General features: G+C 61.2%; 14 protein-coding genes. 13 read left to right on the plus strand and 1 reads right to left on the minus strand.

The genetic code is table 11. The annotated features are described in order from the left end of the window. Positions 1–9: 9 nt before the first annotated feature. Positions 10–1,311 carry a hemolysin family protein gene (locus tag RAE21_RS01875; RefSeq protein WP_313879892.1) on the plus strand — a complete coding sequence of 434 codons (1,302 nt, stop codon included), beginning with the start codon at positions 10–12 and terminating at the stop codon, positions 1,309–1,311. 18 nt (positions 1,312–1,329) lie between these two features. Here the strand turns inward: RAE21_RS01875 and RAE21_RS01880 are convergent, their stop codons facing one another. Then, complete coding sequence (locus RAE21_RS01880) at positions 1,330–2,100, minus strand: YdcF family protein (protein WP_313879893.1); 771 nt, start codon at positions 2,098–2,100, stop codon at positions 1,330–1,332. A 117-nt stretch (positions 2,101–2,217) separates the two neighbouring features. On the opposite strand from RAE21_RS01880, the gene RAE21_RS01885 reads away from it, so the two are divergent. The 12 genes from RAE21_RS01885 (at position 2,218) to RAE21_RS01940 (ending at position 14,626) form a co-directional block, all read left to right on the plus strand. Continuing rightward, on the plus strand, positions 2,218–2,628 hold the full coding sequence (locus tag RAE21_RS01885) for a response regulator (RefSeq protein ID WP_313879894.1): 411 nt from the start codon (positions 2,218–2,220) through the stop codon (positions 2,626–2,628). Between the two features lie 128 nt (positions 2,629–2,756). Beyond that, positions 2,757–4,682, plus strand: coding sequence for a methyl-accepting chemotaxis protein (locus RAE21_RS01890; protein WP_313879895.1), 1,926 nt, complete (start codon positions 2,757–2,759; stop codon positions 4,680–4,682). Positions 4,683–4,698: 16 nt separating this feature from the next. Further along, a complete protein-coding gene (locus RAE21_RS01895) occupies positions 4,699–6,255 on the plus strand; it encodes a chemotaxis protein CheW (RefSeq protein ID WP_313879896.1) in 1,557 nt (518 codons plus the stop codon). Between the two features lie 20 nt (positions 6,256–6,275). Then, complete coding sequence (locus RAE21_RS01900) at positions 6,276–7,355, plus strand: protein-glutamate methylesterase/protein-glutamine glutaminase (RefSeq protein WP_313879897.1); 1,080 nt, start codon at positions 6,276–6,278, stop codon at positions 7,353–7,355. Positions 7,356–7,365: 10 nt separating this feature from the next. After that, positions 7,366–7,989, plus strand: coding sequence for a HEAT repeat domain-containing protein (locus tag RAE21_RS01905; protein WP_313879898.1), 624 nt, complete (start codon positions 7,366–7,368; stop codon positions 7,987–7,989). Between the two features lie 7 nt (positions 7,990–7,996). Further along, positions 7,997–8,833: a CheR family methyltransferase gene (locus tag RAE21_RS01910; RefSeq protein WP_313879899.1), complete on the plus strand. Its 837-nt coding sequence runs from the start codon at positions 7,997–7,999 to the stop codon at positions 8,831–8,833. A 5-nt stretch (positions 8,834–8,838) separates the two neighbouring features. Further along, on the plus strand, positions 8,839–9,207 hold the full coding sequence (locus tag RAE21_RS01915; RefSeq protein ID WP_313873827.1) for a response regulator: 369 nt from the start codon (positions 8,839–8,841) through the stop codon (positions 9,205–9,207). Next, positions 9,204–11,951: a chemotaxis protein CheA gene (locus tag RAE21_RS01920; RefSeq protein ID WP_313879900.1), complete on the plus strand. Its 2,748-nt coding sequence runs from the start codon at positions 9,204–9,206 to the stop codon at positions 11,949–11,951. Before RAE21_RS01915 ends, RAE21_RS01920 begins: the two co-directional genes overlap by 4 nt. Beyond that, positions 11,951–12,193 carry a hypothetical protein gene (locus tag RAE21_RS01925; protein WP_313879901.1) on the plus strand — a complete coding sequence of 81 codons (243 nt, stop codon included), beginning with the start codon at positions 11,951–11,953 and terminating at the stop codon, positions 12,191–12,193. Before RAE21_RS01920 ends, RAE21_RS01925 begins: the two co-directional genes overlap by 1 nt. Positions 12,194–12,203: 10 nt before the next feature. Beyond that, positions 12,204–12,578 carry a response regulator gene (locus RAE21_RS01930; RefSeq protein WP_313879902.1) on the plus strand — a complete coding sequence of 125 codons (375 nt, stop codon included), beginning with the start codon at positions 12,204–12,206 and terminating at the stop codon, positions 12,576–12,578. 26 nt (positions 12,579–12,604) lie between these two features. Continuing rightward, positions 12,605–13,855 carry a methyl-accepting chemotaxis protein gene (locus tag RAE21_RS01935; RefSeq protein ID WP_313879903.1) on the plus strand — a complete coding sequence of 417 codons (1,251 nt, stop codon included), beginning with the start codon at positions 12,605–12,607 and terminating at the stop codon, positions 13,853–13,855. After that, a complete protein-coding gene (locus RAE21_RS01940; RefSeq protein WP_313879904.1) occupies positions 13,856–14,626 on the plus strand; it encodes a ParA family protein in 771 nt (256 codons plus the stop codon). Positions 14,627–14,747 lie beyond the last annotated feature (121 nt).

The raw sequence follows: 14,747 nt of genomic DNA on the forward strand, positions 1-14,747 counted from the left end.
CTTGCATCCATGGATTTCTTACTCATTCTGGTTCTCACCTTGCTCAACGGCGTATTCGCCATGTCGGAACTGGCGCTCACAGCCAGCCGCAAAGTCCGTTTGCAAACCATGGTGGAGGCTGGAGACAAGGGGGCCAAGGCGGCCTTGGCCCTGCTGGATAACCCGACCCAGTTTTTGTCTGTGGTGCAGGTGGGTATTACCTCCATCGGCATGCTCAATGGCATTGTGGGTGAAGCGGCCTTCAGCGACGGCGTGGCGCATTGGTTGGAAACCCAGTTTTCGCTCTCCACCCGGGTAGCCGAGATTTCGGCCACTGCGCTGGTGGTGACCGGCATTACGTTCATCACCATTCTGTTCGGCGAGTTGGTGCCCAAGCGCATCGGGCAGCTCTATCCCGAAACCGTGGCACGGGCTCTAGCGATTCCTATGACCTGGGTGGCCACGGGGGCCAAACCTTTTGTGAAACTGCTGTCTTACGCGACCCACGCCACCCTGCGCCTGCTCCGCCTCAACGCCACCGACAACCGCGCGGTGACGGAAGAAGAAATATCCGCCAGCCTTGAAGAAGGGGTGGATGCCGGCATCATCGAGGAGCACGAGCACCAGATGGTGCGCAATGTGTTCCACCTTGACGACCGGCCGTTGACTAGCATGATGCTGCCGCGGGTCGATATTGCGTGGATAGAGGCCGGTTTGAGCGTTCCCCAGGCGCTGGCCTTGGCGGGTGACACCCGCGAAGGTAACGGCCACTCCTGGTATCCGGTGTGCCGCGGCTCTTTGGACAATGTGGTGGGCCTGGTCAGCGTGTCCCGCTTGCTGGCCATGGGCGACACCTACACCGGTACCGTGGACTCATTGGCCGAGCAGGCGGTGTTTGTGCCCGAGACACTCACTGGCATGGAGCTGATCGAGCAATTCCGGGTGCGCTCGGCCCGGATGGTGTTTGTGGTGGATGAATATGGCGTGGTGCAGGGCCTGATGACCCCGCATGACCTGCTCGAGGCCATCACCGGTGAACTGCAACCAGACGCCAAGGAAGAGGCCTGGGCCACGCTGCAAGAGAATGGCCAATGGTTGTTGGATGGGCTCATGCCGGTGGGCGAGCTCAAAGCCCGCCTGGATATTCAGGATGAACTCCCTGATGAAGAGCGTGGCCGCTACAACACGCTGGCAGGGCTGCTGATGGCGGTGACCGGTCAACTCCCCCAGCCCGGTGCCCGCATTACTGTGGGCGAGTGGGTGTTTGAAGTGCAGACCCTCGAAGGCCGGCGTATCGACCAGGTGCGCGCGTTCAAAGAGCCCCTGGCATAAGTTTGGTATCCCGGGCGCTTAGAGCCGCCCGGTGAGCCGGTAGGCCACCCAGCCCACGTATTCATTGAGCACCATTTGCCAGTCGGAGACGCCGGCTTGCATCGAGTAGCGTGTCCACCGCGGGCTGCTTTCGGCGCGGAAGTCGACCGGGTAGGCCGTCACATTCCACCCCGCTTTCTCAAAGGTGGCCTTGGCCCGCTGCATGTGCCAGGCAGAGGTCAGCAGCAGCCAGCGGTTTTGCGGGTTGATGCCCGGTAGCTCGGCCGTCAGCACCGCGTTCTCATACGTGTTCCGCGAGACCGACTCGTAACGCACTTGCCCGTCCGGGACCCCCAGGCTGTCATAGAACCTGAGTGCCCGCTCAGCCTCGCTGGGCCCACCCCCGTTGGGGTCGCCTTCTCCACCCGTATAGATCACTGTCATTCCCGGATTCTTGAGCGCCAGCGCTGCAGAGACAGACAGGCGTTCGCCTGCGTCATTGGTCAACGGGTGGCGGTAGTCGGCCTGCAGGTGCCCCCGGGCCGTACCACCGCCCAAGACCACGATGCCGGCGTACCCGGAGATGTCTGTTTCCGGGGGGATCTCGGCATAAGGCGCTTCCAGCGTCCGGATCAGGAGTTCCGGCAATGGCATCCAGCCGATCAATGCCACCAGCACCGCGCTCCAGCCCAGGGCCGGTCGCGCCAGCGCCGGGCGTCGCTTGGCGAGCACCCACGCACTGATCAACACCAGGAGAACCCAGAACAAGGGCTGGGTGATCCACGCCACGATCTTCGAAAAAATAAACATGAAAACTATCGCGAGAAGGAAGTGATAGAAAAGTTTGAGAAAAAATTTAAATCAAAATCAACACTAAAAGTGGAATTTTCGGTAAATTCGCCAAATAGATTTTCAGGTGCTAAAAACATGAAAAAAACAATTTTGACAGTTGAGGACGGCGATGGCATTCGCCGGCTGATTCGCATGACGCTCGAATATATGGGCTTTCTGGTGCTGGAGGCCAATGGCGGTGAGCAGGGCCTCGAAATGGCGCGTGAACACAAGCCCGACCTCGTGCTGATGGATGTCCGGATGCCCGGCGTTTCCGGGCTGACGGCCTGCGAAGTCATGCGCGCAGACCCCCAGCTTCGCAACGTGCCGGTGGTCATGTTGTCGGCCGCCGGTTCGGAGGACGACATTTCAGCCGGCATGGCAAGTGGCGCCAAGGCTTATCTGGTGAAGCCCTTTCAGCCTGTGGAGCTGATTGAGCTGGTGACCCGCCTGATTGAAGAGGCGGCCCAGCTAGAGCCTGCAGCCGCCGGCGCGGCCCACCGCTAACTCACAAGGCTCTTTCATGTTTTCCCCAGCAGCGCAATGGAATATGGCCGGGCCCCGGCGCTGCCCTTTCGTTCTCGTCAACCCTGCGCCCAGCTGCCTGCAACTCCCCCCCGAAAGGACTCACTCCCATGGCACTCGTTAAAAAAGCCGTTAGCGCACCGCATGGCGTCGCTGCAGATACCAACTCCGCCCGCGCATCCGCCGCTGTCACCCGTGAGGCTGAGGCCCAACGCAAGCGCGCCCGCACGCTGGCCAAGCAACAGCAAGCGGCAGAGCGCATTGCGGCGGCCACCACTGAGATGTCATCCGGCATCACCGAAGCGGCCTCTGCCGCCGAAGAGCTCAAGCGCGCATCCGACCAGATCGCCACCGGTGCCGAAGAGGCAACAGGCGCAGCCCAGGAGTCGCTGGCCGCATTCAAGCAGGTAGAAGGTGCCGTGACACGCCAGTTGCAAAACGCCAAGGCCAGTGCGGCCCGCGTGGAGTCCTCTCAGGCACTGATTGCCCGCACAGGCACCGAAGTGACCAGCCTGGTGGCTAATGTGGGGGTGTCGGCACAGCGGCAAGCGGCATCGGTGGGCATGGTGGCAGAGCTGGAAAAGCAGGCCGCCAATATCGGGGACATCGTCAAAGCGGTTGCCCGGATTGCAGACCAGACCAATCTGCTGGCACTCAATGCCGCGATTGAAGCCGCCCGCGCCGGGCAGCACGGCAAAGGCTTTGCAGTGGTGGCGGACGAGGTACGCACCTTGGCCGAGACCTCTGAGAAGAGCGCCAAACAAATCCAGGATCTCGTGGGCCAGATTCAGGGCGAGGTCAAAGTGATCGCCGAAGGCATTGGCCAATCAGCCAAAGCGGTGGAAGAGGAAGTGCAAAACGGCAAAGTGATCACCAGCCAGCTGGAGCAGATCCGCAAAGACACGGTGGAAATCGTGGGCGCCATCAGCGAGATCGCCACCGGTGCCCAGCAGTCTGCGACTGCAACCGTGCAGGCGCTCAAGGGTTCTGAAGATATTGCCGCGGCCGCCGAAGAGCAGTCCGCAGCCGCAGAAGAGGCCGCCAAAACGGTGGCAGAGCAGGCGCAGGCCCTGTCGCAATGCGAGCAAACCGCCCAAGGTCTGTCGGAATTGGCCGAGGACCTGAAGAACTCGACCGATGTTGCCAAGAGCGCCGAGGAAGTGGCCTCTGCCGCAGAAGAGTTGTCGTCCGCGGTGCAGGAAATCAGCCGCTCGGGCTCCCAGATCATGGCCGCCATCGACCAGATCCGCAAAGGTGCCGAGGTTCAATCCGCCGGAACCGAAGAGGCCTCTGCAGCCGTGACCCAGATCGAAAAGAGCGCCCAGTTGGCGGTGGAGCGCGGCACCGCCGGCACGGCCAAAGTGAAAGCGATTCGCGAACTGCTTGCCAGCAACAAGACCTCGGTGGACGCGCTAATTGCCAACGTGTTGGCCAGTGCAGACTCCAGCCGCCAAAGCATTCGCCAGGTGAAAGAGTTGGAGCTCGTGTCCCGCCGTATCGACAAGATTGTGGATGCGATCACCACGGTGTCGATCCAAACCAATATGTTGGCTGTGAACGGCTCGATCGAAGCGGCCCGGGCCGGTGAATTCGGCAAAGGGTTTGTGGTGGTTGCCACGGATATTCGCAACCTCGCCCAAGACTCTGCCGAGAACGCCGACCGCATCAAAGACCTGGTCAAGGCGGTGCAGGACCAGATCGGCGTTGTAGGCCGTGACCTTGAAGAAATCGTGTCGACTGCGGTTAACGAGGTTGAAAAGGCCAAAGCCACCACCGTCAATTTGCTCACCATCGAGAGCGATATTGCCGAGGTGGGCAACAACGTGGGCGAGATTCTGGCCGCTGCAACAGAAATAGGAGCGGCAGTCGCACAGGTGAAGAGGGGTGTGGAGCAAATCGCGGGTGCTGCGCAAGAAGCTGCCAAAGCCTCGGAAGAGGCGGCCTCCGCAGCCAAGCAACAAGCCCAAGGCGCCGAAGAACTGGCGGCTGCTATCGAAGAGATCTCTTCACTCGCTGACGAACTCCAAAGCGCTTGAACCGGAGTAACGCGTTATGAGCACTCCCAACAGTTCCATGCAGCCGCCCGGTGCGGCTGTGCCGGACGAAGGCGACAACGCCTCCGGGATCCGGCAGTACGTCACTTTCATGGCGGGGGACGAGGTCTTCGCGGTGGAAATGGCGCCGGTGCAAGAAATCATCCGTGTGCCTGAGGTTGTGCGGGTGCCCATGGCGCCTCACACCCTGGAGGGCCTGGCCAACCTGCGGGGCCATGTGTTGCCGATCGTGTCCTTGCGCCGCGCGCTGGGATTTGCCGAGCGGGTGTCTGACGACTCTTCGCGGGCCGTGGTCATCAATTACGGCGAGCCTTTGGGCTTTGTGGTGGACCGGGTATCCAGCGTAGTTGGGGTAGACCCCAGCAAAATGGAAGGCCTGGACGGCGTCGGTTGCACCGTCGATGCAGACCTGCTATCAGGCATCATCAAAGACGTGGGTGGCCACGCCATGGTGATGGTTCTGAACTTTCAGAAACTGATCGACCAGGAGTTTGCCCACATTGCCCGCATGCAGCGCGACCAGCAAGCCGCTGGCATCAGCAGCATGGGCTCTGGCACCACGGCCACTGCGCAGCACCTGGCCAGCGAAGACGAGTTGCACCTGGTGAGCTTTGATGTAGCGGCTCAGGAATACGCGATTGCGATTTCGGATGTGCAAGAAATTGTGCAAATCCCCGAGACCATCATCAAAGTGCCGCGCTCTCAGAGTCATGTACTGGGGGTGATGACCTTGCGCAACCGCCTGTTGCCGCTGGTCTCCTTGCGCAGCATGTTTGCACTCGACCGCCGCGCGTCGGATGAGTCCAGCCGCATCGTGGTGGTGTCGGTGCAGGGCGCATCAGTCGGCGTGGTGGTAGACAACGTGAACGAGGTGTTGCGGGTCCCGCAAAAGCTGGTGGAGCCCATGCCGCCCTTGTTGGCCCGCGAAGGCGATATGGCCGATATCACCGAAATCTGCAGCATCGACGGCGGCAAGCGCTTGGTGTCCATCATCTCTACCGACAACCTGTTTCGCCACTCTGCCATCAAGGACGCCCTGGCCAACCTCGATGCCGAGGGCCAGCGCCTGACAGACCGCCACCAGAACACGGGCCCGGATGATGAGCAGGTCGTGGTGTTCCGCCTCGGCACCGAGGAGTTCGGTGTGCCCATCGACAGCGTGCAGGAAATCGTGCGTGTGCCCGCAGAGCTGACGCATGTGCCCAAAGCACCTGCTGCGGTGGAGGGGGTTATCAACTTGCGTGGACAGGTCTTGCCGGTGATGGATTTGCGCCGTCGGCTGGGGCTGAACGGGGTGGCCCGTAATGATGGCCAACGCATCGTGGTCTTCATGATCCACAACGTGCGTACCGGTTTCATTGTGGATTCGGTGGCCGAAGTCCTGAAGGTGCCACTGCACGCGATCGAGCCGGCACCCCGCATGTCTGATGCGCAAAGCAGCCTGCTGGCCCGCATGGCCAACCTCGAGAAGCAGAAACGCATGCTCCAGCTGCTGGAACCCTCCCACTTGCTCGCCGACGCCGATCTGAACCAGGTTGCGGCGATCAGCGCCTGAAGAAAGAGAGAGATACCGCCATGATCAAACTGCTCATCGTTGACGACTCCGCACTGATGCGGCGCCAATTGACGCAGTTGTTTCAAAGCGAAGGTGACTTCGACATCCGCCAGGCCCGCAACGGCCAGGATGCGGTGGAACAAAACCTGAGCTTTGAGCCTGACGTCGTGACTCTGGACATCAACATGCCCGAGATGGACGGTATTACCGCCCTCTCCTTGATGATGGCCCAGCGGCCGGTGCCGGTGATCATGGTCTCGTCTCTCACCGAGAAAGGCGCACTGGCCACCTTTGAGGCCCTCAACCTCGGGGCGGTGGACTATGTGGCCAAGCCCGGTGGCACGATTTCGCTCACGCTGGACGACATCCGCAAGGACATGCTGGCCAAAGTGCGGGCAGCAGCCCGCTCGAAACTGCGGAGCAAAGCGACCTCGGGCGCAGAGCCCAGCTCATTGCGCGAGCGCATGGCAACCGACCGGCAGGTGGTGGCTGAGCGCGCGAGCCAGTTGGCGGCCAGCAAGCAAGACGGGGTGGTGCTGGTGGGGGTCTCTACCGGCGGCCCCCGCTCACTGGAAGAGGTGTTGCCTTTCTTCCCGGAAGACTTTCCTCTGCCGGTGCTGGTGGCGCAACACATGCCGGCCAGTTTTACCGCGCCTTTTGCAGGCCGCCTGAACGCCATGTGCCCCCTGGAGGTGCTGGAGGCCGATCGCCCCATGCCGGTGGTAGCCGGCAAGATTTACATCGGCAAAGGGGGTGCAGACATGGTGCTCAGCAAACGTGGCAACACCCTGACCGTGGCGCCCAAGCCGGAGTCGCCCGAGCACATGTGGCATCCGTCGGTGGAGTTGCTGGCGCGCAGTGCGCTTGAGCATGTGGCTCCCTCCAAGATCATCGCAGTGCTGCTCACCGGCATGGGCTACGACGGTGCCGAGGGGTTCGCAGAAATCAAACGGCGCGGTGGCAGCACGATTGCCGAGTCCGAAGAAACCGCCGTGGTGTACGGCATGCCCAAAGAACTGGTTCAGCGCAAAGGCGCAAGCCTGGTTCTCCCCTTAAACAAAATTGCAGCGCAGGTCAAAACCTGGGTTGCACGCACCTGAGGTACACACGATGGGACTGATCAAACAAACTCCAGCGGAGGGCGTCCGCGGGGACACCCGGACCTCCGCGCGTGACTGCCCCAGCTTGTGCAAGCAATTGCTCGCCGCTGACCCCGAAGCGCGCCGCTGGGCTGCGCGGGATCTGGTGGATTGCCCCGATTGCTCGGAGGCCCTGGTGGAAGCTTTGCAAGTCGAGCCTGATGCCTCGGTGCGTGAGGTCATGCTGACCAGCATCACCCGCATTGGTGACGGTACCGCTGTCAATGGCCTGGTGGCGTGCTTGCGCTCTGAGGATGCGGGCCTGCGGAACGAAGCCATCGAAGCCATGAAGCAACTGCCCGATGCGGTGGCACCGATCATGCTGGGCCTGTTGATGGATGAAGACAGCGATGTGCGCATCTTCGCGGTGAACATCCTGGAGTCCCTGCGCCACCCCTTGGTGGAGAACTGGCTGCTGCAGGTGATCGATGTGGACGACCATGTCAACGTCTGCGGCACCGCGGTGGATTTGCTGGGTGAGGTCGGTGGCGCAGCCTCACTCGAATCTCTGTTGCGCCTCAAAGTCCGGTTCGCTGATGAGCCTTACATCCAATATGCCGCTGATCTCGCGATCAAACGCATTCAAGAGAACTGAGCACCGTATGGCAGACGCCTCTATCTCCGAAGACGACTTCCAGAAATTCCGGGAGTTCTTCTATCGCAAAACCGGCATCCAGTTCGACATGTCCAAGCGCTACTTTGTGGACAAGCGGCTTCTGGAGCGAATGGCTGACACCGGCAACGCCACCTTTCGCAGCTACTTCACCATGCTGCGCTTTCAGGCCAGTGGGGTCGAGTTGCAGACGCTCACCAACTCCATGACGGTGAACGAGACCTACTTTTTCCGCGAGGAGTACCAGTTCAAGTGCCTGGTGAACTCCTTGTTGCCGGACTTGGTGTCGCGCAAGAAAGACGATGGTCCGCTGCGGATCTGGGTATTGCCTTCCTCTAGCGGAGAAGAACCCTATTCGATTGCGATCTACCTGCTGGAGCGCTGGGCCGGCATCCACAATTTTGATGTGGAAATCGTGGCGTCGGATATCGACACCCGGATCCTCGAGCAGGCCCGCCGTGGTTTGTATTCGCCGAGGTCGGTAGGGCAGTTGCCCACGGCATACCGGCAAAAGTACTTCCGGCAGATGGGGGAAGACTTTCAGATCTGCGACGACTTGCGTGGCGCCGTGGAGTACACCCGGGTCAACTTGTCGGACCGGGCGGACACGCGTGCCTACCGCAATTTTGATGTGGTGTTCTGCCGCAACCTGCTGATCTATTTTGACGATGTGTCCCGCAAGGCGGCTGCGGAAACCTTTTACGACGCCCTTAAACCGGGGGGATTTATCTGCCTCGGACATTCCGAATCCATGAGCCGGATTTCTTCGCTCTACAAGGTGCGCAAGTTCCCCGAAGCGATTGTTTACCAGAAGCCAACGGAGTAAACCCCATGAAAAAAATACTGGTAATTGATGATGCCGCTACGGTGCGCATGTACCACCGCAATATCCTGGAGAGTGCCGGCTACGAAGTGCAAGAGGCGATCAACGGAATTGAGGCCCTTGAGAAAGCCATGCAAACCGCGTTTGACCTGTACCTGGTCGACGTCAATATGCCCAAGCTGGACGGCTACGGCTTTTTGCGCGAACTCCGCCGCCAGGACATGCCGCAAGTGCCCGCCATCATGGTGTCGACCGAGTCCGCCTCTGCCGACCGGCGCCGGGCCTATGCAGCGGGAGCCAACCTGTACCTCGTCAAGCCCACACGGCCTGATCAGTTGGTGGCACACGTGGCCTTGCTGCAAGGGGATGCGCTATGAATGAGTTGCTTGCACAGTTTTTGTCCGAAGCGCGCGATGCGTTGGAAGGCATCGGCGGCAAGCTCATGGAGCTGGAGCGGGCACCCGACGACGAAGAGTTGATGACCCAGCTTTTCCGGGTGGTGCACACCCTCAAGGGCAACAGCGGCTTGTTTGATTTTCCGGAAATGAGCCGGGTGCTCCATGCCGGCGAAGACCTGATGGATGCGGTGCGCCACGGAGAGGTGCGCTACTCGCAAACGCTGGCAGACCGCCTGCTGGACGCCATGGACTTTGTGGGCTTGTTGTGTGATGGCATTGAATCCGACAAGCCGGTCTCTGCTGACATGGCCGCCGAGGCCGTGCGCCAAGCCAAAGCCCTGCGCGCACTGATCAGCCCGGATGCAGAAACATCCGCGCCGGCGGTGAGCGAGGCGGGTGCAGTGCAAAGCGGCAGCGTGGCGCCCGCCTTCCCCCTGGCCGAGCAATTGGCCCGGGTGCCTGAGGCCGCACGGATGCAGGCGTGGGCCCAAGCACGGGATGGTGCGCCCCTGTTGTGGGTGCGCTATGTACCGTCCGAAGAGTGCTTTTATCAGGGGGATGACCCTCTGCACCAGGCCAACCAAACCCCTGGCTGGCTGTGGACCGGCATGTCGGCCCGGGCCGCCTGGCCCGCATTGGCGGAGTTGGATGCCTACCGGTGCATGCTCGATTTTGATGTGCTGGTGGCCGCTGATCGTGGCGAGGTCGATGCGCACTATCGCTATGTGCAGGACCAGGTGCACATCGTGGAGGTGCCTGCACTGTGTTTGCTGATACCGCAAGGCGACTCCAACGGCGGGCCGGTGTACGAAGATTTTGTGGAAGACGCGCTCGCGCTGATCGACCACCAGGACCTGACAGGCTTCAAGCGCGCGGTGGACACCATGATCCAGCTGTCGAGCAGCAGCCTGTGGTTGTCGTCTGCGTTGCGGTGGATGCAGCTTTTGTTGACCGCCGCACAGCCTGATACCGCCGCGTTGCGCCGATTGGTCTCGGCCGTGAACACCTTCGAGAACCCGGACTGGACCGAGCCAGCTGCCGATCCGGTGGCACCCGCCAAACCCGCGGCGCTTGCGCAATCGCCGATTCACAACAATGTGCATGCGATGGCGCTGAAAAATGTGATCGATGTGCAGCGCGAGGTGCTGGCGCTGCCCGACGATGCCGCGTGGCTGCCCGGACGCATCAAGGCTGCCGTGGCGTCCCTCAGCGGTTGCTTAAAAGCCTTTGGCCGGCAGGGCGAAGTGCCGGCGCTGGAGGCCTTGGCTGCCACTGCACTGGCAACACAAACCGCAGCCCCCTTGGCCGCTTGGCTGGACCAGACTTTTCCGGAAGAGGCCGCAGTGGCCGACGTGCCTGCAGCTCCTGTGGCCCCTGTAGCGGTAGCACCTGCTACGGTCGCTCCCGCCATGAAGGTCAGCGCACCAGTGCCGGCGGCCCCTGCGCCTGTGGTGGCTGCCGTGGCGGCACCTGCGATGGAGCCGGAGCCCGCAGAGCCCGAATTGCAAGAGGCGGATGTGCGAGTGGGGCGTCGCCCCGAAGAGGCGAGCCCGAAGAGCCTCAAGGTGGACCAGGTCAAGATCGATCGCCTGATGAACCTGATCGGCGAGATGGTGGTGGCTAAAAACGCGATGCCTTACTTGGCCAATCGCGCGGAAACCGTGTTTGGCGTGCGCGAGCTGGCCCGGGAAATCAAGGGGCAGTACGCCACGATCAACCGGATTTCGGAAGAAATGCAAGACGCCATCATGCAGATCCGCATGATGCCGGTGTCTTTTGTGTTCCAGCGCTTTCCGCGCCTGGTGCGAGATATCTCGCGCCGTTTGGGCAAGCAGGTGAACCTGGAGCTCGAGGGCCAGGAAACAGCGGCTGACAAAAACATCATCGAGTCTTTGGGCGACCCCTTGGTCCATATCGTGCGTAACAGCCTTGACCACGGCTTTGAAATGCCCGAGGTGCGCACCGCAGCAGGCAAGCCGGCTGCCGGTACCTTGCGTATTGCCGCCCGCCAGGAGGCTGACCGGGTGGTGATTGAAATCACCGATGACGGCAAAGGCATCGACGCCCAGGCCATCAAGCTCAAGGCCTACCAAAAAGGGCTGATTGACGAGGCCACGATGGACCGCATCAGCGACCAGGAGGCGGTCAACCTGGTGTTCATTCCTGGCTTTTCGACCAGCGAGGTGATCTCGGATTTGTCGGGCCGCGGTGTCGGCATGGATGTGGTGCGCACTGCCATCGAGCAGGTGCACGGCAATATCGTGTTGGAGAGCACCAAAGGGCAGGGCACCCGCATCCGCCTGTCGCTGCCGCTGTCGATGGCCGTGACGAATGTGATGACCGTGGAGTCGAACCAGCAGATGTTCGGTATTCCGATGGATGCGGTGGTCGAGACCGTGCGGGTGCCGCGCGCTTCGGTGCGCACCATTAAGCAACGCAAGGCAACACTGTTGCGTGGGCGGGTGGTCCCCTTGCGTGACCTGAACGCCGTGTTGGGCCTGGCCGCACCGCCAGTGACCAACGACAGCGACGAATATGCCGTGCTGGTTGTCCGCGTAGGCGACGAGTCGCTGGGGCTGGTGGTGGATGACTTCCATGAGACAGCCGACATCATCCTCAAGCCGCTCTCCGGGGTGCTTAGCGGATTGCGGGCGTACTCCGGCTCGGCCTTGATGGGAGACGGCTCCGTCCTGATGGTGCTCAACACCAAGGAGATGCTCTGATGACTATCGAATACCGTGACACCGAGGTGGTGTTTGCCGAGATCGTCGGTGTGGAAGACGCCGAAGTGCTTCTGGCCTGGCTGCAGGAGCGCAGCCCGGTGCAAGCCGATTTTTCTGCGTGCACACACATGCACCCCGCCAATATTCAAGTGCTGATGGCCGCCGGTGTGCAGGTGGCCGTTTGGCCTGTCGCTGCGCCACTGGAGAGTGCCTTGCGCAGCGTGTTTTCAGCCGGTTCGTAAGGAGAGAGTGATGGCAAAAACAATTTTGATCGTGGACGACTCGCTCACGATGACCATGAGTGTCAAAAGCAGTCTGGAGATGAACGGTTTTGTGGTGCAGACCGCCGCCGACGGTGTGCAGGCGCTGACCAAGCTGAAGGGCGGGTTGAAGCCGGACCTGATCATTACCGACATCAACATGCCGAACATGGGGGGCTTGGAGCTGATTCGCCAGGTCAAAACCCTGCCGGGCTACCGTTTCATCCCCATCCTGACGCTGACCACGGAGAGCGACGCCAGCAAGCGCGATGAGGGCAAGAAACTGGGGGCCACCGGCTGGTTGGTCAAGCCGGTGTCCGGCCCTGATCTGGTCCGCGTGGTCAAGCAGGTCGTGCCTGGCGCCTGAGCCCGGTTGCTCGTGCAGGAGACACCATGTTGCAAGCTTTTGACATACCTTGGCTTCACCGCCTGTGGATGACCGGCCTCGTGTGGGGCAGTGTCGGTGTGGCCATGTACTGGCTGGCCCCTTGGGGCCTCGCCCACACTGCAACGGTTTTGGGTGGCTCCAAACCTTGGGAGTATTTAGCCGTATCGCTGCTGGCCATCGCCTTGGCCGGTGGCTTGAACCTGGTGGTACACCGGGCATGGCAGCACGCCCGCAGTACCAGCCGGGGCGTGGGAGCCCAATCCCGGATGCCGCCGGACACGGCCGCTGCCGAGCTGCGCCACGTGGCGCCCTACCTGGAGGTACTGGCCCAGCAGCTCGATGGCTCGGTGAGTGACACCGAAGAAGGCGTCATGAACGTCATCAAAATTGTGGATTCGGTGTATCAGGTCTCGGGCCAACAGCTCGAGCGGATACAGGCGTCTGAAGCCAACGGGGCCGAGCTGTCAGAGGTGGTGCGCGAAAAGATCCAGGTCGACCAGCAACTCGGTGCGATTCTGGAAATGTTCGTCCAGGATCAGCAGCGCGACATTGAAACCAACCTCGGACGGCTCAAGCGCCTGCAAGAGGTGAAGGCTTTGACGCCCTTGGTGGATGTGATTTCCAACGTCGCTCGGCAAACCAACTTCCTGGCCATCAACGCTGCTATCGAGGCCGCCCGTGCCGGCGAAAGCGGCCGTGGTTTTGCGGTGGTGGCAGCCGAAATCCGGGTGCTATCCAACCGGACCGCCGAGGTTGCGGTGGACATTGCACGCCGCATCAGCTCTGCCACCGACGGGATCGATCAAGAGCTGGAAAGCGTGGAGAGCCATACAGACCGGCATTCCTCAGCCGGCAACATGCGCAAGGTGCTGGACGACATCAACGCGATGCAAGCGCGCTTTGCAGAGGGCTCGGCGAGTTTGCTGGAAATCGTGGAGGGTGTGCGCAGCGGCCATATGGAGATCGTGCACAAGCTCTCGGAGGCGCTGGGTCAGATCCAGTTCCACGATGTGATCCGCCAGCGTATCGAGCAAGTGCAGGGCGCCATGCATGAGCTCAACAGCCATTTGCAGAGCGTGGCCGATCAGATGCACGACAAGCCTTGGGACCGCGAGGGCATGGTGTCCCTCACCCAGCAGCTGGAGCAACAGGTGTCCCGCTATGTGATGGCCAGCCAGCACCTCGCGCACAAAACCGCCACTGGTGGTGAAGCGCAGGTCAGTAACGACGGTTTGCCCAAGATCGAGCTCTTCTAAATGCAACAAGCCCGCGTACTCGTGATCACCAACCGCAAAGGCGGTACCGGCAAGACCTCGATGGCGGTCAACCTGGCCAGCGAATATGCCGCCCGGGGCCGCCGGGTCTTGCTCATCGACCTCGATAGCCAGAGCCACTGTGCGATAGGCCTCGGGGTTCCGCAAGTGCGGGGTGCCGCTTCCGCCCAAGGGTTTCTGGCGGGGCACAACACCTTGCGGCAGGCGCTGCGCCCTTGTCCGGTGCCGGGCCTGGATCTGGTCCCGGCAGACCCTTTGTTCAACCACGGGGGGTCGGGGGATACCTCGAACGCGCTGGGTTTGGCGCTGGCCGCCGAGGGTTTGCTGGCGGACTACGACTTGATTGTGCTGGACACACCGCCTTCGCTGGATGGCTTGTTGCTTAACGCCTTGTGCGCTGCCGACCGGGTGTTGGTCCCCTTTGTGCCCCATTTTTTGTCCGGCGAGGGGATCCGGCAGTTGGCGCGTGTGATCTTCCGGGTCGCCGGCCGCGGCATGAACGACAACTTGAAAGTGCTGGGTTTTGTGCCGGTGATGCTTGATGCGCGTATTGGCTTGCACCGTGAGGTCTGCGAGGACTTGGGCCAGCAATTCGGGCGGAACCGTCTGCTGCCCGGCATCCGGGTGGATATCCGGGTGGCCGAGGCGTTCGGCCGTGGCAAGCCGGTGCGGCAGCACGCCGCGCACAGCAGGGCGGCTCAAGACTATGCCGTTGTGGCCGATGCGATTGAGCGTTTGTGGACCCCTGTTTAAATTTGTTTGTTTTTCATTAATTGATCGAATTTCAATTGATCTTCCAGCTTATTTATGTAAAAATGATTTAATTGAATTTAATCAATATTTCTTTTTATATTTGTGCGAATTGCATGTAGGT

The sequence above is a fragment of the Rhodoferax potami genome, from assembly GCF_032193765.1.
GTDB lineage: Bacteria > Pseudomonadota > Gammaproteobacteria > Burkholderiales > Burkholderiaceae_C > Allorhodoferax > Allorhodoferax potami.